This is a genomic window from Halanaerobium sp. MA284_MarDTE_T2, from assembly GCF_003337245.1.
Lineage (GTDB): Bacteria > Bacillota > Halanaerobiia > Halanaerobiales > Halanaerobiaceae > QPJE01.
This window is the reverse complement of sequence record NZ_QPJE01000007.1, coordinates 58,420-81,920: the sequence shown is the minus strand read 5'-3', so window position 1 is coordinate 81,920 and position 23,501 is coordinate 58,420. Positions and strand designations below refer to the sequence as shown.

At 33.9% G+C, this 23,501-nt stretch carries 20 protein-coding genes; 19 read left to right on the top strand and 1 reads right to left on the bottom strand.

Features of this window, described 5'->3' with window-relative positions:
* Nucleotides 1-69 precede the first annotated feature (69 nt).
* Complete coding sequence (locus DFR78_RS05140) at nucleotides 70-594, bottom strand: rubredoxin-like domain-containing protein (protein WP_199505554.1); 525 nt, start codon at nucleotides 592-594, stop codon at nucleotides 70-72.
* A 315-nt stretch (nucleotides 595-909) separates the two neighbouring features.
* On the opposite strand from DFR78_RS05140, the gene DFR78_RS05135 reads away from it, so the two are divergent.
* The 19 genes from DFR78_RS05135 to DFR78_RS05045 all read left to right on the top strand — a co-directional run bounded on the left by DFR78_RS05135 (nucleotide 910) and on the right by DFR78_RS05045 (nucleotide 23,457).
* Nucleotides 910-1,293, top strand: coding sequence for a VOC family protein (locus DFR78_RS05135; protein WP_114457764.1), 384 nt, complete (start codon nucleotides 910-912; stop codon nucleotides 1,291-1,293).
* A gap of 30 nt (nucleotides 1,294-1,323) precedes the next feature.
* Nucleotides 1,324-2,019: a DUF969 domain-containing protein gene (locus DFR78_RS05130; RefSeq protein WP_114457763.1), complete on the top strand. Its 696-nt coding sequence runs from the start codon at nucleotides 1,324-1,326 to the stop codon at nucleotides 2,017-2,019.
* Nucleotides 2,019-2,933, top strand: a complete 915-nt coding sequence (locus DFR78_RS05125; protein ID WP_114457762.1) for a DUF979 domain-containing protein — start codon at nucleotides 2,019-2,021, stop codon at nucleotides 2,931-2,933. The genes DFR78_RS05130 and DFR78_RS05125 overlap by 1 nt, the downstream gene beginning before the upstream one ends.
* A gap of 53 nt (nucleotides 2,934-2,986) precedes the next feature.
* The gene (gene pcp, locus DFR78_RS05120) at nucleotides 2,987-3,628 is read left to right on the top strand and encodes a pyroglutamyl-peptidase I (protein ID WP_114457761.1); all 642 of its coding nucleotides are present in this window, start codon (nucleotides 2,987-2,989) and stop codon (nucleotides 3,626-3,628) included.
* Nucleotides 3,629-3,768: 140 nt separating this feature from the next.
* Nucleotides 3,769-4,548 (top strand): DUF368 domain-containing protein, encoded by a 780-nt coding sequence (locus tag DFR78_RS05115; protein WP_114457760.1) that lies wholly within the window; start codon nucleotides 3,769-3,771, stop codon nucleotides 4,546-4,548.
* A gap of 108 nt (nucleotides 4,549-4,656) precedes the next feature.
* Nucleotides 4,657-7,248 carry a PD-(D/E)XK nuclease family protein gene (locus tag DFR78_RS05110; protein ID WP_114457759.1) on the top strand — a complete coding sequence of 864 codons (2,592 nt, stop codon included), beginning with the start codon at nucleotides 4,657-4,659 and terminating at the stop codon, nucleotides 7,246-7,248.
* A complete protein-coding gene (locus DFR78_RS05105) occupies nucleotides 7,245-10,358 on the top strand; it encodes an exodeoxyribonuclease V subunit beta (RefSeq protein ID WP_114457758.1) in 3,114 nt (1,037 codons plus the stop codon). Before DFR78_RS05110 ends, DFR78_RS05105 begins: the two co-directional genes overlap by 4 nt.
* 145 nt (nucleotides 10,359-10,503) lie before the next feature.
* Nucleotides 10,504-10,902, top strand: coding sequence for a PH domain-containing protein (locus tag DFR78_RS05100; RefSeq protein WP_114457757.1), 399 nt, complete (start codon nucleotides 10,504-10,506; stop codon nucleotides 10,900-10,902).
* Between the two features lie 191 nt (nucleotides 10,903-11,093).
* Nucleotides 11,094-11,834, top strand: a complete 741-nt coding sequence (gene gpmA / locus DFR78_RS05095; protein WP_114457756.1) for a 2,3-diphosphoglycerate-dependent phosphoglycerate mutase — start codon at nucleotides 11,094-11,096, stop codon at nucleotides 11,832-11,834.
* 135 nt (nucleotides 11,835-11,969) lie between these two features.
* Nucleotides 11,970-13,118 carry a S1C family serine protease gene (locus DFR78_RS05090; protein WP_114457755.1) on the top strand — a complete coding sequence of 383 codons (1,149 nt, stop codon included), beginning with the start codon at nucleotides 11,970-11,972 and terminating at the stop codon, nucleotides 13,116-13,118.
* 250 nt (nucleotides 13,119-13,368) lie between these two features.
* Nucleotides 13,369-14,061 carry a response regulator transcription factor gene (locus tag DFR78_RS05085; protein ID WP_114457754.1) on the top strand — a complete coding sequence of 231 codons (693 nt, stop codon included), beginning with the start codon at nucleotides 13,369-13,371 and terminating at the stop codon, nucleotides 14,059-14,061.
* Entirely contained in the window at nucleotides 14,054-15,457 is a 1,404-nt protein-coding gene (locus DFR78_RS05080) for a cell wall metabolism sensor histidine kinase WalK (RefSeq protein ID WP_114457753.1), read from the top strand. The genes DFR78_RS05085 and DFR78_RS05080 overlap by 8 nt, the downstream gene beginning before the upstream one ends.
* 39 nt (nucleotides 15,458-15,496) lie before the next feature.
* Nucleotides 15,497-18,127, top strand: a complete 2,631-nt coding sequence (gene polA / locus DFR78_RS05075; RefSeq protein WP_369834922.1) for a DNA polymerase I — start codon at nucleotides 15,497-15,499, stop codon at nucleotides 18,125-18,127.
* Complete coding sequence (gene mutM / locus DFR78_RS05070; RefSeq protein ID WP_114457751.1) at nucleotides 18,120-18,944, top strand: bifunctional DNA-formamidopyrimidine glycosylase/DNA-(apurinic or apyrimidinic site) lyase; 825 nt, start codon at nucleotides 18,120-18,122, stop codon at nucleotides 18,942-18,944. The genes polA and mutM overlap by 8 nt, the downstream gene beginning before the upstream one ends.
* Before the next feature lie 24 nt (nucleotides 18,945-18,968).
* On the top strand, nucleotides 18,969-19,586 hold the full coding sequence (gene coaE / locus DFR78_RS05065) for a dephospho-CoA kinase (RefSeq protein ID WP_114457750.1): 618 nt from the start codon (nucleotides 18,969-18,971) through the stop codon (nucleotides 19,584-19,586).
* A complete protein-coding gene (gene mgsA, locus DFR78_RS05060) occupies nucleotides 19,558-19,935 on the top strand; it encodes a methylglyoxal synthase (RefSeq protein WP_114457749.1) in 378 nt (125 codons plus the stop codon). The genes coaE and mgsA overlap by 29 nt, the downstream gene beginning before the upstream one ends.
* A 22-nt stretch (nucleotides 19,936-19,957) precedes the next feature.
* Entirely contained in the window at nucleotides 19,958-20,527 is a 570-nt protein-coding gene (locus DFR78_RS05055; RefSeq protein ID WP_114457748.1) for a lytic transglycosylase domain-containing protein, read from the top strand.
* A gap of 226 nt (nucleotides 20,528-20,753) precedes the next feature.
* Nucleotides 20,754-22,379, top strand: a complete 1,626-nt coding sequence (locus DFR78_RS05050; RefSeq protein WP_114457747.1) for an ABC transporter substrate-binding protein — start codon at nucleotides 20,754-20,756, stop codon at nucleotides 22,377-22,379.
* Nucleotides 22,380-22,530: 151 nt separating this feature from the next.
* Nucleotides 22,531-23,457, top strand: a complete 927-nt coding sequence (locus tag DFR78_RS05045) for an ABC transporter permease (RefSeq protein WP_114457746.1) — start codon at nucleotides 22,531-22,533, stop codon at nucleotides 23,455-23,457.
* Nucleotides 23,458-23,501 lie beyond the last annotated feature (44 nt).

Sequence of the window (23,501 nt, the reverse complement as noted above, 5' to 3'; positions counted from 1 at the left end):
ATTACTCAAATAAAGATCATAAAGATCAAATAATAAAATTAAAAAAGGGGGAGCTCCCCCTTTTTTAATCTAAGCCTTAAAAGAATTTGCCATTGTCAGATGTTCAATTTCAATATCGGAAAGAGCTCTAAATATCTGCTGAACTCTTAATTCAGGTGCTCTTCTGGCAGCTTTAAGATAAAAATCGATCGCTCTTTTTTCATGCTTATTTGCCTCTTCAAAGCGATCATAATCATTATCAGGAATATCCGGATCAGGAAGTTCATCAGTTTCAATACCCAGCATATCCTCCAGCAGCGAAGCATGTTCGGCTTCCTGTTTTTTAAGCCGCTTAAAAATAGATTCTGATACCTGATTTTCAGCAGCTTCTGCACATTTGCCGTAAAAAACCGTATTATCATTTTCCAGTTCAAGTGCATGTAAACAGTCTTTGCGGCTCTGTTCACTCATTTCTACAACACCATAATCAAGATAATGAGCAGCAGCTTTTAGATTTTCACCATCAGCACCACAGAAAGGACAGCGGTCAGCAGCTTCACTGCCGAAATATGTTTCTCCACAAATTTGACATCTCCACGGTTTAATAAAAATCACCTCCCCATCATTAGAAATTTAAATTAAAGATCATTTAAGATTTATTCCAAAATAAAGATCTTTAAAATATGTAAAATATTAAAGCAAATTAAAATAAAATATTCTTTATATAAAATATTCTCTGTAATATTTTATTATCCTGCTTTTTTTAAACTCTGAAAAAAATTTATTTTCAAAATTTATCTTTCTTAATTTTTTCTTAATAAATAAAAAATATTCAGATGAGCTAACTTCCAAATTACTTCATTTGCATTTTTATTGGAGAAATTGTATTATTATAAAGTAAGAAAAAAAATATACAAGGGGGTGTAGAATATGCAGGAATATAATTTTATCCATTCATGTATTAGGGTAATGGATTTGGAAAAATCTCTTGATTTTTATAAAGGAGCCTTTAATTTAAAGGAGTCAAAAAGGAAAGATTTTCCGGAAGATAAATTTACACTTGTTTATCTAACAGATGCTGAAGAAAATTTTGAGCTGGAGCTAACCTATAATTATGATCAGGAAGAACCTTATACTATTGGAAACGGTTACAGCCATATAGCAGTATCTGTAGATGATCTGGAAACCTCTCACAAAGAGCACATAGAAGCAGGTTATAACGTGGGAGAACTGCGCAGCCTTTCTGATAGTTCTAGTGGCTATTATTTTATAACAGATCCTGATGGTTACAGAGTAGAAGTTATAGGTAAATAATTCACCATATTTGTGAGAAGGGAGAAAATCATGATTAAACTTATAGGTGTTGTAATTATATTAATCGGATTTATATTTAAATTAGATACAATAGCTGTAGTTTTAGCTGCTGGAATTGTGACAGGTCTTGTAGGAGGATTGAGTTTTAATGAGATCCTTTCTACCCTTGGTGAAGCATTTATAGCAAATAGATATATGTCTTTATTTTTAGTAACCTTACCTGTTATCGGTATACTGGAAAGATATGGTTTAAGAGAAAGAGCTGCCGAATTAATTAAAAGCATTAAGGCAGTAACTACCGGGAAAGTTTTAACAACATATATGCTGGTTAGAGAACTGGCAGCAGCTTTTTCACTGAGATTGGGTGGGCATGTTCAGTTTATCAGACCACTTGTCTATCCGATGGCAGAAGGTGCAGCAGAGATTAATTTTGAAGAAGTTGGAGAAGAAGAGCTTGAGATTATAAAAGGTTATTCTGCATCTGCAGAAAACTTTGGTAATTTCTTCGGACAGAATGTATTTATCGCCGCAGGTGGAGTTTTACTTATTGTTGGTACATTAAGTGAACTTGGAGTAGAGGTTACACCACTTGCTGTATCAAAATCATCTATTCCAATAGCAGTGACAGCATTTATATTTGCATTGATATATTACAGAATGCTGGACAGCAGATTATCCAAACGGCTTGCTGAAAAAGAGAACAAAACAGGAAGAGGTGATCAATAATGGGAGCAATTTTACTTGAAGGATTATATGTTATGGCCGGTCTGGTTTCTTTAGTCACTGCTTTTATGGCATTTAAAGATTCCAAACATCCCACAAGGATAGGAACAACTATTTTCTGGTCACTTCTTGCTTTAGTATTTATTGTTGGTAAATATGTGCCAGCTCAGCTGATTGGAGTAATTCTTTTAGTAATGGGAGTTCTGACAGCAACCAAACAGGTTAATTTTGGTTCACAGACAAATGCAGAAGAAAGTGTAAGAGAAGAGCGTTCAAAACAGTTTGGAAATAAACTTTTTGTTCCCGCAATGTCTATAGCGGTAATTGCTTTTGCAGTTGCACAGTTTACACCTTTAAGTGGACTTGTGGGGCTTGGTTTTGGTGCAATTACTGCAACTGTAATTGCACTGATGATGACAAAAGTAGAAGTAGGGTATATTGCATATGACGGCAGCAGACTCCTACAGCAGGTAGGTTCTGCAAGTATACTGCCTCAGCTTCTGGCAGCATTGGGTTCACTCTTTGCAGCTGCAGGAGTTGGAGAAGTAATTGCAGCAGGTATTTCTGGAGTTATTCCACAGGGTAATATACTGGCCGGAGTAGCAGCTTACTGTATTGGTATGGCAGTATTTACTATGATAATGGGTAATGCTTTTGCTGCTTTTGCTGTAATAACTGCCGGTATTGGTATGCCTTTTGTCTATTCTCAGGGAGCCGATCCTGCAGCAGCAGGTGCACTGGCTTTAACAGCCGGATATTGTGGAACACTGATGACTCCAATGGCAGCCAACTTTAACATTGTACCGGCAGCTATACTGGAAACAAAAAATAAGAATAGAGTAATAATCAGTCAGGTACCTTTTGGTATTGTTCTTCTGGCAGCTCACATTGTGCTCATGTATGTGATCGCTTTTTAACTAAAATCAAATAAAAAAACTAATTGTATAATTTAATTTGGAGGTGTTATTTTATGAAAGTACTAATGACAGCGTTTGATCCATTTGGTGGAGAATCAGTCAATCCAGCTTTTGAAGCAGTAAAACTTATGTCAGACAAAATTGCTGGTGCAGAAATTGTTAAACTTGAAGTTCCTACTGTTTTTCATAAATCAATAGAAAAAATGGAAAAAAAGATTGAAAATGAAGATCCGGATATTATAATATGTGTTGGTCAGGCAGGTGGAAGATTCAATATGACAGTAGAAAGAGTTGCTATCAATGTTGATGATGCCAGAATTCCTGACAATGAGAATAATCAGCCAATAGATGAAAAAATATTTGCAGATGGGAAAAACGCTTATTTTGCAAACATTCCTATAAAAGCAATAGTAAAAGAAATTAAAGATAATGACATTCCCGCTTCTGTTTCCAATAGTGCCGGTACATTTGTCTGCAATCATATTTTTTATGGTCTGATGTATTTAATAGATAAGAAATTCTCAGATAAACGAGGAGGATTTATTCATGTACCATATATTCCTGCTCAGGTAGTGGGAAAGAAAAATCAGCCCAGTATGTCTGTTGATGATATAACTAAAGCTTTAGAACTGGCAGTAAAAGCATCTGTTGAAAATAAAGACGATATAAAAGAGATTGGTGGAGAAATAAGTTAAAAATTGGGAAAATAAGTTACATTGAACTTGTGTTTATTTGCCCCGGTTTTCCCGGGGCTTATTTATTACAAAAAGTAATATTACAAACAAACCAAGTAATATATATCATAAATTTATAAATTCTGCAGGTGAATTAAAATATGTCAAATATAATTTCCAGTAAAGAAATAATCCTATTTATTAAATCAATACCAATCGGGATGGCCAATACACTGCCTGGTGTAAGTGGAGGTACAATTGCACTTGTGTTAGGAATTTACCAAAAATTATTGGAAGCTGTAAAAAAATTCAGGTTTAAAACACTTATTCTGGTTGGTTCCGGGATGGCTTTGGGAATATATGTTGGGGCGAGTTTTATAAGTGAGTTTTATACTGCCAAACCTCTGCTGACAGCTTATTTTCTATTTGGCCTTGTCCTTACATCAGCCAGGACAACATATAAAAATATAGGCAGCTTAAAATTTTTAAATCTTTTTTTTATAGTGGCTGGACTTATTACTGCTCTGTATTTTTCAGCCGGAAGCAGCACACTTTTTTTGAGCAGCAGCAGATATATTTTGTTTTTTGTAGGAGGCTTTTTTGGCAGTATTGCCATGGTGCTGCCTGGAATCAGTGGGGGTACACTGCTTATTTTAATTGGACTGTACCAACCACTTCTAAATGCAGTTAACAGTTTGGATTTTTTGCTTATTGGAATCTACCTTACAGGTGTGGTAAGTGGGCTGATTTCTTTTGCCTGGGCTTTTTCCTTTTTACTGAACAAATTTAGAGCAAATATTATGTCACTTTTAACCGGACTTATAATTGGATCTTCAGCAGCTGTATTTCCAGAACAATTTGTGCTGGAAGGAGTTATATATTTCATTTTTGCTGTAGCTTTAATTATTTTGCTGGAAGTGTCTGCTAAAAAATTCAATTAATATTGATATAGAAGGTTTGAGATTTTTTATTTAAAATTAAAGTTTGCAATTAGTTCAATTTAAAATTGCAATTTAAGAATTTTTGTTTTTTTAAAAAGAGGTGGAAATATGGATTTTCATTATTATTCCTATCAGGATGATTTGTTCAAAAAAATATCTGATCAGACCGGAACATTATTTTTATTCGACAGCTACAGCAGCATGCAGCATATGCTGCAAAATTATTATAATCCTTCTTTTTTGCAGGGAAACAGTATTTTTATAACAATTGAAGAATTTAGAGAGAGAATTCTGGCAGATGATAGCATTTTGCTTAAAGAAGAAAAACTACCTATTTTGCTTTATTCTGTATTAACTGAAGAGGAGAAAGAAGAATTGAAAATCAGCAGTTATCAGGACATATATAGTTTCTCCTCTCAATTTTTTCGGTTTTTTAGGATGCTGGAAGAATATCAGGTAGAACAGCTGAAATCTCTGGCTGATTGGCAGCAGGAAAGATATACACTGTTGACCGGTATCAGGCAGCGTTTTGAACAAAAAATGAATAAATTAAACTGTAAAGATAAAACTATGCTTTATAGAAATGAAATTAATAATATAAATTTTATTAAAGATATGAAAAGGATAGTGTTTGTCAATACAGCTGAGTTCAGCCCACTTTTTAAAAAAACATTGAACTCTCTGCAGAAATACTGTAAAATTGAACTCCACCTCCAGCTTGAAGAAGAAGATTTTGATGAAAAAAATCTGCAGCTTAAACAGCTGAATTATCCAGCACTTAAAAATTTTCAGCAGAAGATAAAAATATATGAGAGTTCAGATGAGTTAAAAGAGCTGGCTGGGGTACTGAGTATTGAAGAAGGTGCTGATAATAGTACAGATATAATTGACTGCAGAGAAGAAAACTCTAATTTCAAAAATTTATTAAATTCCAGTATTGACTTTGCAGAGAGCAGAAGTATAAAAGATACGGCTCTTTATCATTTCTTAACTGCATTTTATGAAGTATATTTATCTGCTTTCAAAAAGGGAAATATCAAGTTAAATTTAAAATCAGTTTTAGATTTTGTTAACATTAAAATGAGTTCTAAAATTTTAGAATTGGAGGAAGATAGTTATTATAAGTTAGTTGATTTATATAATGATGATTATTTTTATCTTAATAGAGATATAATTGAGGCAGAAATACCTGTAATTTATCCACTCTTTGCTGCTGTTGAAAAGTTGAAATCTATTAGTTCACTTAAAGAGTTGACAGCATATATAACAAAAATTGTAGATTTTCCGCTGGAATCGAAATTTTTAGATCTCGAAGAAAAGTTTTTTGATACTGTTATAGAGTTAAATACAGCAGAAGATATGAATCTACACAAAAACTGGTATAAATATTTTGCTGATAAAGCTGGTGGATTTTTTAGGCTTTTTCTTGACTATTTAGGTTATAAATCTTTAAGAACAGAAAATGAAGATAGGGAAAATAGACTCAGCTGGTCCTACCTCAGCAGTTCACCAACAAAAAAAAGGGCCAGCCTTATTCTAACAGGCTGTACTCAGAGCAATATGTCGGTAAATAGCAGTGGTTTTTTCTTTTTAAATGAAAAACAGCTGTCTTTAAACAAGCTCCCCACCTCTGAAGATAAATATTTATTAAAAAAATACCGATTTTTACGTCATGTCTTTAATGCCGAAAAAGTCAGTATATTTACTATCAACAATAGAGAAGAAAACATATATCCTGCGTCTGTACTTGAAGAGTTAAAGATGAATTATGACATAGAGTTTAAACAAAATAAATTTAAAAATATTGATGAATCAGACCTGCTGAAAAACTTTTTTAACTTAAAAAATAGTGGAGATAATAATGATATAGAAAGTGATAAAGCAGATGGAGAAATACCACTTGTCCGGTCTGACTTTAGAGAACAGTTTTCTATTACTTTTTATAAATATAGTCAGCTGAAACGATGTTTTTACAGATTTTATCTGGAGCAGATACTTCACCTTCAGCCCGGCTTTAGTGGTGGTGATAATTCTCTTTCTTTCCTATCTCTGGGAATTCTTGTACATCAATCTTTTTCTAATCTTACTGCAACTTTACTTGAAGGTAGTAATTTTAGCGAAAAGAAAGCTGAAGAAATAATTTTTGGAAATATAAAAAAACTTGAGTTAAAGATTGATGAGGATTTGAAACCATTTTATAAAAATATAATGACAAAAAAAATTGCTGAATCTTTTAAATTTTTCTGGAAAGAAATGAGTAATATCATGACAGATGAAAATACAGAAGTACTGATAGAATGGCCTTCCAAAACAGTAAATAGAGAAATATTTTTAAAGCTTATGGAAGTAGAATTTTATTTATCCGGAAGAATAGATCTGCTTCTTATGGGAGAGAATGCAGATCATATTATTGACTTTAAAACAGGTAGTGGAGATAAACTTCAGCTTGATTTTTACAATTTAATGTTGAGAGAAAACTCTGCTGATAAGGATATTTCTAAAAAATGCAAAAAAGCAATTTACAGTGTTTTTGAAAAAAAGTTTGATCTTTCTTATAGAAATAGAGAAGATGAACTGTTTTTAGAGATAAAAAAACTGCTGAAAGAACTTTTTGAGAAAAAAGAATTCAGCAGAATATCAAGTTATGACTGTGACAGATGTCCATATTATGATTTCTGCAGGGTGGATGATAAAATATGAAAAAAATTATAAAAGCAAGTGCAGGTACAGGTAAAACTTATAGACTTTCGCTTGAATATATAGCCTCACTTATTAAAGGTGTTGATTTTGAGGAAATTATAGTTCTTACATTTACCAAAAAAGCTACAGCTGAGATTAGAGAAAGAATTTTTCTCCACCTGGAGACAATAATAAGTGGTGGCCTAGAAAAGGAGCAGTTAGTTAATAATCTAAAAGGAATTTATCCTGATTTAGGAGTCAGCCGAAGCAAATTGAAGAAAATCCATAATAAAATGCTTTTAGAGCCAGAAAATGTACATGTTTATACAATCGATAGCTTCAGTAACCGGATATTTTCCCAGTCTATTGCTCCATATCTGGGAATTTATAATTATGAGATAATAGACGAAAATGAAAATAAGACATTTATTGACAATATACTGAGAAAAATATTAAATAATGAAAAATATTTCAGCAGGTTGGAAAAGTTTCTATCTCAGAATGCAGGCAGAAATCTCGAAAATTATTTTGAACTCATCAAATTAATTGTAGATAATTACTGGAAATTTATAATTGTAGACAATAAAGAAAAAGATAAAATTCCAGCAGAAGATTTAACCAAATCATTTGATGGGACAGTGGAAATATTAAAGGAAGCTGCTGCACAAAAAGGAGAAGAGCTGGGAAACAAATATTTTGTTTCCGGCAGCAGGCAGCTTTTAAATAGTTATTTAAACTGCCGTGATGAGGAAAAAAAACTTTCACTATTGTTAAAAAATAAAGATCTGTTATTTGATAAAACATACTGGAACGGTAATCAGCTGAAGGGCAGGAAAAAAGCCCATTTTAAAAAAGAATTAAATGACAAATTCCAGCTGTTCAGAAAAAATCTGGCCGCCCATATTTTTAATAATGAAGTAATTGATTTTGAAAAGGAACTTTTTTCATCTGCAGAGCTGATATTAAAACTCTATGATGAAGAAAAATTTAAAAGTCAAAAGTTTACACATGCTGATATAAGCAGCTATACATATAAATATCTCTTTGATCCTGAATTAGATCTGATCAATGATGGTGAAATTAGCGAATATTTTATAGATCTGCTGGACAGTGATTTTAAAGCACTATTTATTGATGAATTTCAGGATACCAGTATTCTGCAGTGGAAAATACTAAAACCTCTGATTGATGGGGCGGTGCATTTTATAGCAGTTGGTGACGAAAAACAGTCTATATACGGCTGGCGAGGTGGAGAAAAAAAACTTTTTGCTGATTTGGAAAATATTATTGATGGCGAGGTAGAAACACTGTCAGACTGCTACAGAAGTGATAGATGTATTATTGAGCTGGTAAATCGATTTTTTTCCAGCATAGATGCTGGAAATTGGGAATATAGGGATGTAAATTCAATTTCAGATTCTTATGGCCACAGCAGCATGATAGTTGGAGGTAGTTCTGCAGAATATGATACTACTACCAAAAAATTTGAAAATCTGGCAGAAGAAAAGCAGAAAGAAATAGAAAAAATGAATAATTTTATTATTACAGATCTACCTGGGGAAATTGCCAGAAAGATAAAAAATGATTATACTAATTATGGAGATATAGCAGTGCTGGCCAGGACTGGGAATGATCTGGCAGAAATTGCAGCCGGGCTGAAAAAATTTGACATACCATATATTTTAGAAAATAGAAGCAGTATGCTTGAGCATCCAGTTATTAAATCATTTTACAGTTTTTTAAAATTCTCTTTTTCAAAAGATATATTTGAGTTATTAAAATATTTAAGAAGTGATCTTGTTGGTTTAAAACAGCAGGATATGAAAACTATTTTTAATAATCTTAATCAAATTCGTACTTTCTTTTTTCAGGATGAGGAAAAAAGGGAATTTAAACTGCAGAATGAAAAAATAAAATCAATATTTTTTGAAATTAGAAATATAATAAATAGTGATTACATTTCTATAATTTCTTACCTTTATCAGAAACTGGAGGACAGAAGTCAGTCTGACCCAGTAACTTTAAAAAATATATATTCTTTTTACAAAATACTGAACTCTTTTACTTCAATAAGAGAACTTCTGAATTATCTGGAGAAAAATAAAGAAAGTGATTTACTAAAACAGGAAAAGGTTAAAAGCAGCAGTGCTGTTAATTTAATGACAATTCATAAAGCAAAAGGACTTTCAATACCTGTAGAATTTTTTTACTGGAAACCCGGCAAACGCGGAAACAGCAGTAGTGACAGGCTGGAATTTTATCTGGACTTTGATGATAAATTTTCTAAAGTTAATAAATATTTATTTACAAAAGGTGATTATCTTAAGATACTTGATTGGCTTAATTTTGATTTTAAATCAAGACAGGAAACAAAAGAACTGATGGAAGAGATCAACAATGTATATGTTGCTCTGACAAGGGCAGAAAAAGATTTGAATATATATATAGAAACTCCCCGAAAACTTATTCCACATAAAAATTTGATGTGGGAGGGAAGTAATTATGATTTTTATGAAAAAGCAGTTATTAATTCTGCCTGTGCAGATAAGCTAGTTGATCTGATTAAGTATTCATCCTGGGGAGAGCCAGAAAAAACAGAACAGGAATCTTCAGCTGATAAAATATTTATTTCTGATATGAGCAGATATTTTCTGAAGGATAAAAAAGCTTCTCAAAAAACTTCCAGCAGCAGTTTTAAAGATAAAAACAGATTTAAATTGGCTGAAAATAGGATTAGAGGACTGGCGCTTCACTATTATCTGGAAAACATATATTATGGAGAAAAGGAAGAAAAAAAAGAAGCCAGAAATCTGCTTACAGCTAAATTTGTAAATATAATTGGCTCATCTGTTTTAAGAGAAATTATAGAAGCTGCAGATTTGTTTATAGATAATAATCCTGAACTCTTTTCCAGGGAGTGGACAGTTTATACAGAATATCTGCTTAAAAGTGGTAAACAGAGTTTTCGCATAGACCGTCTGCTGGTTGATAAAAAAAGTAAACAGATTAAAATAATTGATTTTAAAAGTGGTTTTTATAGAGAACAGGAACAGCTTATAAAATATAAGACGCTTATAAAGGAAATTGTGGGTTCTGAGTGGAATATAGAAGCAGAATTTATTGATATTTAATCTTTTTTTCTTATCTTTTCTGTCTATAAAAATTTGGAAGAAAAAGAAGTTGAAATCCCCGGCTGGGCTTCAATAGATAAGTCATTAAAAAAGATAATAGAACAGGCCGAAAAAAATTATAAAAAACTGCAGAGGAATGATTATTATGGGTATTTTAAGTGGACTGCTGGGTAATGCATCAGAAGTAGATGTAGAAAAGGTGGAGGACAATCTGGAAAAGATATTAATTGAAGATGAAAAACTGGTCAGAGCTTTTAAAGTTTTAAGAGATCTGATGGTTTTTACAGATCTGCGTTTAATTCTTGTTGATAAGCAGGGAATGACAGGCAAAAAAATGGAATATCATACTATTCCTTATGAGAGCATCAGGCATTTTAGTGTTGAATCTACTGGACATTTTGATATGGAAGCAGAACTTAAGATATGGACGGCAGGGGCATCTGAACCTATAATCCGCAATTTTAAAAAAGGAGAACACATTTTTTCTGTACAGAGAACTCTGGCTGAGATGAAGCTTAAAAATTATGATTTAAATAGGTTTTGAGATGAATATATTGATAAAAAATATGAATAAATTAAATTAATTATTGAGGCAGCAGAAATGTTTATTAGAACAAACACTATAAAGCTGTAATCAAATTAATTTGATCGGAAAGAGAATTAATTGTTAAACATTTTATAGAAAAAAACTGGTAAAAGAGAGAAAATAAATTTTAAAGAGATGGGGTGGTAAAAATGAAATTAGTTTTATTGAGACATGGAGAAAGTGAATGGAATCTTGCTAATAAATTTACCGGCTGGATAGATGTTGATTTAAGTAAACAGGGTGTAAAAGAAGCTGAAGCAGCAGGCAGACTTTTAAAAGAAGAAGGTTACAAATTTGATATAGCCTACACATCTTATTTAAAGAGAGCAATAAAAACCTTAAATATAGTGCTGGATATCATGGATTTACACTGGATTCCTGTAATCAAGTCATGGAGGTTAAATGAGCGTCACTATGGGGCTCTGCAGGGTTTGAACAAGGCAGAGACAGCCAAAAAAGAAGGGGAAGAACAGGTTCATATCTGGAGGCGGAGTTTTGACACTCCACCACCTGCCTTAAGCAAAGATGATCCCAGACATCCCGGTCATGAAGAAAAATACAGTAATTTATCTGAAGACGAACTGCCGGCAGCAGAAAGTTTAAAAATGACAATTGACAGAGTTTTACCGTACTGGCAGGAAGAAATTGTCCCAAAAATTAAATCCGGCAAAAAACTAATCATTTCAGCTCATGGAAACAGCCTTAGGGCACTTGTAAAACATCTTGATGGTATTTCTGATGAGGAAATCAGCAGCCTTAATATTCCAACAGGAAGACCGCTGATTTATGAGTTTGATGATCAGATGAATGTTCTGGATAAGTATTATCTTGGTGATAAGGAAACGATAGAAAGAGAAATGGAAAAAGTAAAAAATCAGGCAAAAAAATAATTCTAATCTAATTTTAATCATCATTTAATTAGTTTTTAATATTTTTCTGCTATACTTAGTCTGAAGTTGTTTGTTCAGTAAAGTTTTTTGTGAATTATAATCAACTTAAAATTAAACAAAAGGTAGGTGCTAAAGATGGTCAAGTTTTTAAGAAATAAAAAGAGTATAATTAAGAAAACAATTATTTCTGCAGTGCTTGTAATGTTTATTCTGTCCTCATTGTCTGCAGTATTATATGCACAGGATAAAAATAATATCATAGTAAACAACCATTTTGCTGATATTGCAGAAAAGGTAGATAATGGCGTTGTAAAAGTTACTTCTACAGTTGAAACAGCAGGGAGTCAGGAGCTTCCACATATATTTAATGATCCATACTTTAGATTCTTTTTTGGTGATAAACTGCCGCTTCCGGAACAGCAGCCCAGAAAAAGACAGGGATTTGGTTCAGGTTTTATAGTATCTGAAGACGGATATATTGTTACTAATCAGCATGTAATAGACGGTGCTGATAAAGTAGAGGTTTCAATAAATGGAATAGAAGAACCTTTAAAAGCTGAGATTGTCTGGTCGGATTTTAGTCTTGATCTTGCTGTTTTAAAGGTAGATACAGATGCAGATCTAACACCAATTAAACTTGGTGATTCCGAAAAAATACGTCCCGGAGAATGGGCAATTGCCATAGGTAATCCCTTTGGATTTGAACATACAGTGACAGTTGGTGTAATTAGTGCACTTGGTAGGCCGATTCAGATACCAACAAATGATAGACAGGTTAGAACTTATCAGAATTTAATACAGCTTGATGCTGCAATTAATCCCGGTAACAGTGGTGGACCCCTGCTCAATATTAATGGAGAAGTCATTGGAATTAATACAGCAGTAAGTGCTGTAGGACAGGGGATTGGTTTTGCAATACCTATTAATGAAATTAAAGGTATTGTAGATCAGCTAAAAACAAAAGGACAGGTAACACAGCCGTGGCTTGGTATTGCATTTAGTGAAATCAGTAAAGATATGCAGGATTATTTCAGACTGGAAAACAGAGAAGGAGTTATTGTTATTGAAGTTTATCCTGACAGTCCTGCAGAAAAAGCTGGTTTAAAACCTTATGATATAATTAAAGAAATTGATGAGAAAAAAATTAAATCAACTTCTGATGTTGCAGATATAATACAAAATAAAGAAGTCAATGACAGAATAATGATTAAAGTTATTAGAAATGGAAGTCCAAAAATTATATTTGCTCGGATCGGAAACAAACCAAATGATATAAACCGCTAAAATAGGTTATATAAAAATAAATAAATTATGATGTTTTAAATAAACACAATTTATAAAAATAGATTCTAAAAAATCATTTTACAATCAAATAAAGGATATATAAATGCTGTCAATAAATATAGTGACTATAAAAAAATGGTTATTATAAAGAATGATTTAACAGGGGCTCAGAAATGAGCCCATCTTTTTTTATTTTAAATTACTCCATATTATTGGTATAATATATTAGATAGGCAAAAGAGGTGAAATAATGGCTCAGAAAATACTAATTATAGAAGACGATACACAGATCGCAAGGTTTATAGAGCTCGAGCTGGAACATGAAGGATATTCAGTAAAAAAAACAGACAGTGGTCTGGAAGGGATCAGGCTTATCAGAGAAGAATTGTTTAATTTAGTGCTGCTGGATTTAATGCTGCCGGAAATAGATGGGATAGAAGTCTGCAGTAGAATCAGAAATTTTTCTGAGATACCAATAATAATGATTACAGCACGCTCAGAGCTGGATGATAAAATAAAAGGTCTTGACACAGGAGCTGATGATTATCTAACAAAACCCTTTGCTATTGAAGAACTTTTGGCCAGAATCAGAGCACTGATGAGGAGAAATGCAGATGAGAAAGAGGGAGATGATAATCTGCTTCAGGTTTCTGATCTTACAATTGATAAATCAAGACATATTGTAAAAAGATCTGGAGAACAGATAGAACTCACAAAAAAGGAATATGACCTGCTCACATACCTTATGGAAAACAGAGATATAGTTTTATCCAGAGAAAAACTTCTTAATAATGTCTGGGGTTATAATTACACCGGAGAGACAAATATTGTAGATGTTTATATAAGGTATCTGCGGTCCAAAATAGATGAGCCTTTTTCCGACAGGTTAATACATACAGTCCGCGGTGTTGGGTATGTTTTGAGAGAGAATAAAAATGTTTAATTTTTTTAAAGAACGCGGAAAATTGTCCTGGAAGATTACAGTAGTCTACACCCTGATGTTTATACTTGTCATTTTGCTTGTAAATGCAGCTGTTTATCTATTTTTATCAAATTTTATAGCAAACAGTATAGAAAACAGCATCAGCAATACTGGAGAATTTGTCATGTCACAGATAAAGGGGATAGATGGTTCAATAAATGTTTTTGATGCAGAAATTCTTCAGGAGATCAGCCGAAGTGAGGGAAATATATTTTTTAGAGTGCTGAACAGTAGAGCTGAGATTACAGCACAGTCAAAATATCTGGAAAATATGGAGATTCCGTTAAACAGAGAACTAACAGAATTCAGCATCAGCGGCCGAAATCTTGCTGTAAAAACTATTGATTTAAATCAGTCATTTTTTTTTAATGGATATATTCAGATCGTAAGAGATATTACTTTTGAAAAAAACTTTTTGGATGTTCTCATAATTGTTCTGACTGCTGCCGGATTTATCGGCACACTTGCCTCTCTTATAGTTGGCTATATAACTACCAAAAGAATGCTTAATCCCATTAAAAAAATCACAGAAACAGCCCGCGAAATTAGCCTTAGTGATCTTGGAAAAAGACTTTCTGTTACAGGTGCTGATGACGAACTACAGCAGCTGGCAGAAACCTTTAATACAATGCTGGGAAGGCTGGAAAAATCTTTTAAAAGAGAAAAACAATTTATTTCGGATGCTTCACATGAACTGCGCACACCACTATCTGTTATTAGAGGTTATATAAACCTGCTGGATAGATGGGGTAAAGAGAAAAAAGAAGTGCGAGATGAAGCAATTACAGCCATTAAAAATGAAGTTGAAGGAATGAATCATCTGCTGGAAAATCTTCTTTTTCTGGCTAGAGGTGATGATTCGCGGTTTAATCGAGAAGAAGAATTGTTTTCTTTTTCTGAACTGCTTTTAGAAATTGTAAAAGAAATCAAGCTTGTTAATAAAGAAATCAGAATTGACTTTAATATAGAAGATGAAGTGGAATTTTATGGAGACAGAAAGCTTTTTAAACAGCTGATTAGAATTTTTGTGGAAAACAGTATTAATTTTACAGATAAAGATGGTCAAATAAATATTCTGCTCAAAAAGGAAAAAACAGAAAACAAAAACATGGTAAAGATTATAGTAGAAGACAATGGGCGCGGTATACCTGAACAAGATCTGCCGCATATTTTCGAAAGATTTTATCAGGCCGATAAGTCGAGAAGCCGCCAAAAGAACAGTTCTGGACTGGGCCTTGCGATTGCAAAACAGATTGTAGATAGTTATGATGGAAAAATAAAAGTTGAGAGTGAAATATCAGAGGGAACTAAAATTGAGGTACTGCTGCCGTTTAAATCCAGCAGAATTTCAGTTTAATCAGCTAAAAAAATTTAATGATACCGGGAGATGATTAGTTTGAGTAAAAAAAAATCGATATTTCTTTTAGATGGGCACAGTCTGGCACATAGAGCTTTTTATGCACTGCCGCTGCTTACCAATGATAAAGGGGAATATACAAATGCTGTGTTTGGTTTTGTAAGGATGTTATTTAGTTTGATAGATGAATGGAATCCGGACAGGTTGGTTGTTGCCTTTGACCGCAAAGAACCAACATTTAGACATGAAGAATATGATGATTATAAAGCAAATCGAAAAAAAATGCCTGATGAACTGGTCACACAGATAAAACTTCTTCAGGAGACACTGGATATACTAAAAATACCTATGATTTCAAAAGAAGGATATGAAGCCGATGATCTGCTTGGAACAATGGCCAAAGATGCCGAAAGAGCAGGTTATCAGGTATATATAGTAACAGGAGATAGAGATGCACTTCAGCTTGTTTCTGATAATATTAGGGTAATGTATACCCGCAGAGGAATTTCTGACATAGTGCTGTATGATATTGAAAAGATAAAAGAAAAATACGAAATACAGCCGGGAAAATTGATAGATATGAAGGGCCTTATGGGAGATAGTTCTGACAATATTCCGGGAGTACCGGGTATTGGTGAGAAAACTGCCATTAAGCTTTTAAAACAGTTTAATTCTATAGAAGAAATTTTGAACAATATAGACAAAGTTTCAGGAAAAAAACGTAAAGAAAATCTGGAAGAATATGCAGATCAGGCCAGAATGAGCTACCGGCTGGCTGAAATAAAGACCAATGTTCCTGTAGAAATGGATTTCTCCAGCTGTAAACTAAATCTTCAAGATGACCGGAAAGCAGCCGAACATTTTAAAAAGCTTGGCTTTAACAGTCTGCTGTCTCGTTTTGAATATAAAGAAAAACTGGATATTGATCAGCTTGATATAGAAACAGCTTCTGCTTCAGATATGAACTCCTTTTTTGAAATGATACTTGAGGAAGAGGGAGAAATTGCGTTATCAGTTAAAAGAGAAGCAGGCAGCAGTGCACGTAATGGATTAATAAAAGAAATAATAATTAGTCTATCAGATGGGAAAACCAGAAGAATTAAAATAGATGAAGATGATCTCCCTGATAAATTAAAAGAAATACTGGAATCTAAAAAAATAGATAAGCTCTTTTTTTCTGCAAAAGAAGGTTCATTATCCCTTATGTCATATGAAGTTATTGTAAATGGTCTTGTTTTTGAACCACTGCTGGCAGCATATCTGCTTCAGCCATCAGCTACACTACCTGATCTTGACGAAATATTCAGCAGAGAACTTAATATTTCGCTGGCAGAGCTGGACGAAGTAGAGAAAGAAGCTTTAAAAACCGCAAAATTATTTGAGTTAAAAGAAATCTATCTAGAAAAACTAAAGGAAAACTCTCTGCTGGAGCTCTACACTGAAATAGAACTGCCTCTGATTAAAATTCTGGCTCTTCTGGAGTACAATGGTGTTAAAGTTGATAAAAAATGGCTGCAAAAACTATCACAAAAGCTGGAAAAGAGGCTGAAAATAATAACAGATAAAGTATATGAGCTGGCAGGTGAAGAGTTTAATTTGAATTCACCCAAACAGCTTGGAGAAATACTGTTCCAAAAACTGGGACTTCCAGTTATAAAAAGGACAAAAACAGGTTATTCTACCAATGCAGATGTTCTGTCACAGCTGGAAGACAAGCATCCAATAATCCCACTTATAACAGAATATAGACAGCTTGCAAAACTAAAATCAACATATATTGATTCTCTGCCAGCACTGATAAATGAGGAAACAGGTAAAATTCACACAAGCTACAATCAAATGGTGACAGCAACAGGTCGTCTGAGCAGTACAGATCCCAATCTGCAGAATATCCCCATTAGGACAGAAGAAGGACGAGAAATCAGAAAGGCATTTCTTCCTTCGGAAGACGATATGCTGCTGCTTGCAGCAGATTATTCGCAGATTGAGCTCCGGGTTTTTGCTCATCTCAGTGGAGATCAAAGACTTAAAGAAGCTTTCAGTAAAGGTAGGGATATTCACACAGAAACAGCTGCTGAAATATTTGAAGTAAATAGTGAAGAGGTTTCTCCAAATATGAGGCGGCATGCAAAAGTAATTAATTTTGGTATAGCATATGGTATGAGTGCTTATGGGCTGAGCCAGGATCTTGATATTCCTGTGGAAGAAGCACAGGATTATATAGATAAATATTTTGAGGAGTTTTCTGGAGTAAAAGAATATATGGATAAAAGTATTAAAGAGGCTCAGGAAAAAGGCTATGTTAAAACACTTTTTAATAGAAGAAGATATATCCCAGAAATAAACAGTAAAAACTATCACAGGAGATCATTTGCAGAAAGAACAGCAATTAATACTCCGGTTCAGGGAACAGCAGCAGATATAATGAAAAAAGCCATGATCGATGTGTATGAAGCTCTTAAAGATAAAGAGCTAAAAGTAAATATACTGCTTCAGGTTCATGATGAGCTAGTATTTGAAGTAGCAGAATCTGATCTTAAAGAAGCTGCCTGTTTAATTAAAGAAAAGATGGAAAATACCTGTAAACTGGATGTACCGCTTATTGTTGATCTGCAGATAGGAAAAAACTGGCGGGATAAAGAAGATTATGAGGTGGACTGCAGTGCCTGAACTACCAGAAGTAGAAACTATAGTTAAAGGTTTGAGACCACTTATAAAAGATCGATATATAACAGATATAACAATCAGTGAGAAAAAAATAATTGCTCATCCTGCGGCAGATGAATTTAAAAACGAAGCTGTCGGTCGGAAGATTGTAGATATAACCAGAAGAGGCAAGTATATTATCATTGAACTGGAAAATGATAAAGAAATGATTATCCATCTCCGGATGACAGGTAAACTGCTTGTTAAACAGTGCGAAAAATTTCGAGATAAACATACACATGTAGTTTTTCATCTCGATAATGGACAGGAGCTTAGATTTAATAATATAAGAAAATTCGGCAGGATTTATTTGATCGATAAAGATCAGCCGGGAAAAGCCGGAGGTTATGCTGAACTGGGGCCAGAACCTCTCTCTGATGATCTGAGTCTGGATGATTTTAAAGAAATGTTCAAAAACAGGCGTGGTGTTATAAAATCACTGCTTATGAATCAAAAATTTATTGCTGGAATAGGTAATATCTATGCAGATGAAATTTTGTTTAGATCCGGTATAGATCCGGAGAGAAAGGCTGATACACTGACAGAGCCAGAAATAGAAAAAATCTACCGCAGTATGAGAGAAATACTAAAAAAAGGTATCATATATGGAGGGACCACTTTTAGTGATTATGTAAATGCATTTGGGGAAAAGGGTTCATTTCAGGAAGAACTGCAGATATATCAGAAAGCAGGGGAAAAATGCTGCAGATGTGGCAGCACAATTAAGAAAAAAAAGGTTGGCGGGAGAGGCAGCTATTACTGTCCCAACTGTCAGAAGTAAATTATTTTCACAGGAGTGAATAAGATGATAATTGGTCTTACAGGTGGAATTGCTTCCGGCAAATCGACAGCTGCAGAATATTTGTCCACCAAAAATGCTGAAATAGTTGATGCAGATAAAATTTCACATCAGATTACAGCAAAAGGAGAAAAAGGCTGGGAGCAGATAAAAAATAAATTTGGAGAAGGAATTTTAAAAGAAGATGGAGAAATAGACCGCAGAAAGCTGGGAAATATTATTTTCAGCTGTAGAGAAAAAAAAGAACTATTAGAATCTATATTACATCCCCTTATTATTTCAGAAATGAAAAATAAAGCAGAAAAAATTATTTCTCATGGAAAAATAGTAATTTTTATGGCTCCACTGCTATATGAAACCGGTCTTGACAGCTACTGTGATAAAGTCTGGGTGATTAATACTGAGCGCAAAAAGCAGATAGAGAGGATCAAAAAAAGAGATAATCTTACTGTTTCAGAAGCTGAAAGCAGAATCAATTCTCAGCTTCCTCTGAAGGAAAAGATTAAGAAGGCAGATACTGTTATTGACAACAACAGCAGTATCAGCGATTTGAAGGAAAAACTGGATTATTACTGGGAAAAGGAGGTGGATTTAAATGACAAGAATAGCTTTAATAGCCCATGATAAAAAGAAAAAAGATATTATAAATTTTGCTAAAAAACATAAAAAGATTCTCGAAAAAATGGATTTAATAGCCACCGGTACAACAGGTAAAAGGCTGATCGATGAAGTCGGTTTGAACATTGAAAGGATGGCTTCTGGTCCCCTGGGGGGAGATCAGATGATAGGAGCAGAAATTGCCAAAGAAAGACTGGATGGTGTAATATTTTTGCGGGATCCGCTGACTGCTCAGCCGCATGAGCCGGATGTTAGTGCACTGCTTAGAGTCTGTGATGTGCATGCAGTTCCCCTTGCAACAAATTTATCTACTGCAGAAATGATCATTAATTCACTTGCTGAAAAAAATATCTAATCAACCTCTGGGAGGAAAGGTTTTGTATATAAGCAAATATGTCAAATCAAATATAATATCACTTGTACTACTTGCTGTCTGTATTTTATTGTTATTTTCACAGCCATATTATTTTAAATTGTATTTTCAGCCTATTAAATACAGAGAAATTATCTCTAAAGAAGCTGAAACCAGCTCCGTTGATTCCGATCTACTGGCTGCACTTATATTTGTAGAAAGCGGTTTTAATTCAGATGCTCTATCCAGCCGTGGTGCTGTGGGCCTGATGCAGATAATGCCCGAGACAGCAGGATGGATAGCGGAACAAAAAGATTTAGAAAATTTTGTTGTTTCTGATCTTTATAATCCCAAAATTAATATTGAGTTTGGAAGCTGGTATTTTGCTCATTTATTGGAAAAATTTGATAATAAATTAAATTTGGCACTGGCTGCATATAATGCTGGACAGGGCAATGTCAGTAAATGGATAGAATCCGGCTGGGATGGAAAAATGGGGGAAGAGTACAGTGTTCCGTTTGAAGAAACAGATGATTTTATACGTAAAGTACTAAAAACAAGAAGTTTTTATCAAAAATTTAATAAAATAAAATGAAGAAAATTCCTGCTGGTGCCAATCTTGACAATATTTAATATACATAATATAATTAATTCATATACTTTTAGCTAGATTACTTGAATAAAGTTGAGTTATCCAACTTTTATTGGCCTTTTTTGGAGGGGGAGTATCATACAAAAGGAAATATTGAGAAATCTTTTTCTGTATGTACCAATAAGGTACCCAGCAGAGTATTTAAAATTTAAGAGGAGGAAAGTATTTTATGAAAAAAAAATTAATTAGCATTATATTGACTGCTGTTCTGATTGTTGGACTTTCTGCAGCTGTAATGGCTGAAACAGATAAATATGGTGGTGTATGGAAGGATGCACTGCAGAGTAATCCACCCCAGATGGATCCGGCACAGTCTACAGACACCAAATCTGCAGAAATGATATATCAGCTTTTTGAAACATTAGTTGAATATGATTCAGAAGGAAATATAAAACCACTGCTTGCAGAATCCTGGGATATTAGTGAAGATGCTCAAACCTATACATTTCATTTGAGAAAAGGAGTTCACTTTCATGCAGAAACAGAAGGTGGAACCCCAACTGCTAATGGAGGCCGTGAAGTAACAGCTGAAGACTGGGTATGGACATTTAATCACATTACTTCTCCAGAAACAAAATCACCACGTGCATATTTTATTGATATGATTAAAGGGTATGATGCATATCGTAATGGTGAAACAGATAAGCTGGCTGGTGTTAGAGCAGTTGATAAATATACCCTTGAAGTTGAACTGGAAAAACCTTTTGCACCTTTTTTAGGTACACTTGCATATAATACTTTTGTTGTAATGCCAAAAGAGGATGTTAATAAGTGGGGAGAAGACTGGAACTTTCATCCAGTTGGGACTGGTGCATTTAAATTTGAATCATGGGAACAGGATTCAGTTGTTAGAATGTCCAGAAATGATAATTACTGGATGAAAGATGAAGATGGTAATCAGCTGCCTTATTTGGAGGCTCTAGAATTCCGTATTATTCCTGATTATACAATGATGTGGGAAGAATTCCAGATTGGAAATATTTATCAAACATATGTTGATGATCCTTTCTATCTTGATGCTAAAGAAAACTATCCTGATACATTCTTTGAACTACCACAGCTTGGAACATACTACTATGGTATGAATGTGGAAAAAGAGCCTTTTGATGATAAGCGTGTGCGCCAGGCTATGAATTATGCTATCAATCGTGAAATGATGATTGAACTGGTTCAGAATGGAAGGAATACACCTGCTAAAGGTATTATCCCCCCCACCATGTTTGGATATAATGAGGAATTAGAAGGATATAGTTATAATCCAGATAAAGCCAGAGCACTGCTGGCAGAAGCTGGATATCAAGATGGATTTGAAGTAACACTTCAGTATAATACTTCAAAAGGACATAAACGTGTGGCCGAAGCACTGCAGGCTCAGTACAGACAGGTTGGAATAGATGTAAAACTTCAGAATTTAGACTGGGGAAGCCATCTTGATTCTGTTGAGCGTGGAGAAGCTGCATTCTTTAGAATGGGCTGGGTGGCTGATTATAATGATCCTGATAACTTCCTGTATGTTCTTCTGCATTCCGATAATATTGGTCCAGAAGGAAATTATGCACGATTCAGCAATGAAAGGTTTGATACATTAACTGAGTATGCCCGTCTTGAAACAGATCCAGAAAAACGCAAACAGGCATATCAGCAGGCAGAAAAAATAGCAGTTGAAGAAGCACCATGGGTATTTATTTATCACTATACAACTCACTCACTGGTACAGCCATATGTCAACAATTATGAGCTGCCGGCCTTTGGTCAGCATGCCAATCTATTTAGAGATGTGTGGATTAGTAAGTAATCTAGCGTGAAAATTAAATAATATATTCAGGGCAGATTTTGGTTCCCATTAATGGGAACCAAAATTATGCCTTTTTTATCAGTATATATTTAATTTTGATTAATAAATTTATATTTACTACAATAGGAAAGGAAAATGGAGGTTTTTACTGATGTTTGCATATTTTATTAGGAGGACACTAGGGGTCATTCCGGTTATTCTTGGAGTAATATTAGTTGTTTTTATATTAACAACTATTGTACCTGGTGATCCGGCCAGGATAATGATGGGCCAGAGAGGTGATCCAGAAACACTGAAGTTGATCCGAAAAGAGATGGGTCTGGATGAACCAACACATGTTCAGCTGGTTAAATTCTATAAAGATGTTTTTACATTAAATCTGGGGAGATCTTATAGAAATAATATGACAGTTATAGAATCAATAAAAAGCCGGCTTCCTGTTACAGCAACACTTGCTATTGGAGCTATGATTATAGCTGTTGTTTTAGGAGTTTCGATTGGTATATATTCTGCAACCCATCAATATACGTGGCAGGATTATCTGAGTATGATTTTTTCCCTGCTGGGAATAGCCTCACCTGTATATTTTGTAGGATTAATTATGGTTATTATATTTGCTCGAAAATTGGGCTGGGTGCCCGGCACTGGACTTGGGAATGGAGAATGGATTTATTATGTACTTCCAATTTTAACTCTTGGGGTCAGACCAATGGCACTTATAGTTAGATTAACCAGGTCTACTATGCTGGAAGTTGTTCATCAGGATTATGTAAAAACTGCCCGTGCAAAAGGATTAAAAGAAAAAGCAGTAATTTATAAACATGCATTAAAAAATGCTCTTATTCCTGTTATTACAATTATAGGCCTGCAGACTGCCAGCCTTTTAAGTGGTGTAATGCTTACTGAAACTATTTATTCTCTGCCTGGACTGGGCAGACTTTCTATTCAGGCTGTTACAAATAGAGATTTTCCAATAATAAGAGGGGTAGTATTATTCATGGCTCTAGTATTTGTGCTGGCAAATCTATTAGTTGATCTATCATATGGATTTTTTGATCCAAGGATCAGGTATGAATAATAACTGCTTAATTAATCTATTTAACAAAATGATAGGAGGTCCAA

Coding starts and splice junctions, on each gene's coding strand:
- DFR78_RS05135 (WP_114457764.1), top strand. CDS start 910: ATGCAGGAATATAATTTTATCCATTCATGTATTAGGGTAATGGATTTG.
- DFR78_RS05130 (WP_114457763.1), top strand. CDS start 1,324: ATGATTAAACTTATAGGTGTTGTAATTATATTAATCGGATTTATATTT.
- DFR78_RS05125 (WP_114457762.1), top strand. CDS start 2,019: ATGGGAGCAATTTTACTTGAAGGATTATATGTTATGGCCGGTCTGGTT.
- pcp (WP_114457761.1), top strand. CDS start 2,987: ATGAAAGTACTAATGACAGCGTTTGATCCATTTGGTGGAGAATCAGTC.
- DFR78_RS05115 (WP_114457760.1), top strand. CDS start 3,769: ATGTCAAATATAATTTCCAGTAAAGAAATAATCCTATTTATTAAATCA.
- DFR78_RS05110 (WP_114457759.1), top strand. CDS start 4,657: ATGGATTTTCATTATTATTCCTATCAGGATGATTTGTTCAAAAAAATA.
- DFR78_RS05105 (WP_114457758.1), top strand. CDS start 7,245: ATGAAAAAAATTATAAAAGCAAGTGCAGGTACAGGTAAAACTTATAGA.
- DFR78_RS05100 (WP_114457757.1), top strand. CDS start 10,504: ATGGGTATTTTAAGTGGACTGCTGGGTAATGCATCAGAAGTAGATGTA.
- gpmA (WP_114457756.1), top strand. CDS start 11,094: ATGAAATTAGTTTTATTGAGACATGGAGAAAGTGAATGGAATCTTGCT.
- DFR78_RS05090 (WP_114457755.1), top strand. CDS start 11,970: ATGGTCAAGTTTTTAAGAAATAAAAAGAGTATAATTAAGAAAACAATT.
- DFR78_RS05085 (WP_114457754.1), top strand. CDS start 13,369: ATGGCTCAGAAAATACTAATTATAGAAGACGATACACAGATCGCAAGG.
- DFR78_RS05080 (WP_114457753.1), top strand. CDS start 14,054: ATGTTTAATTTTTTTAAAGAACGCGGAAAATTGTCCTGGAAGATTACA.
- coaE (WP_114457750.1), top strand. CDS start 18,969: ATGATAATTGGTCTTACAGGTGGAATTGCTTCCGGCAAATCGACAGCT.
- mgsA (WP_114457749.1), top strand. CDS start 19,558: ATGACAAGAATAGCTTTAATAGCCCATGATAAAAAGAAAAAAGATATT.
- DFR78_RS05050 (WP_114457747.1), top strand. CDS start 20,754: ATGAAAAAAAAATTAATTAGCATTATATTGACTGCTGTTCTGATTGTT.
- DFR78_RS05045 (WP_114457746.1), top strand. CDS start 22,531: ATGTTTGCATATTTTATTAGGAGGACACTAGGGGTCATTCCGGTTATT.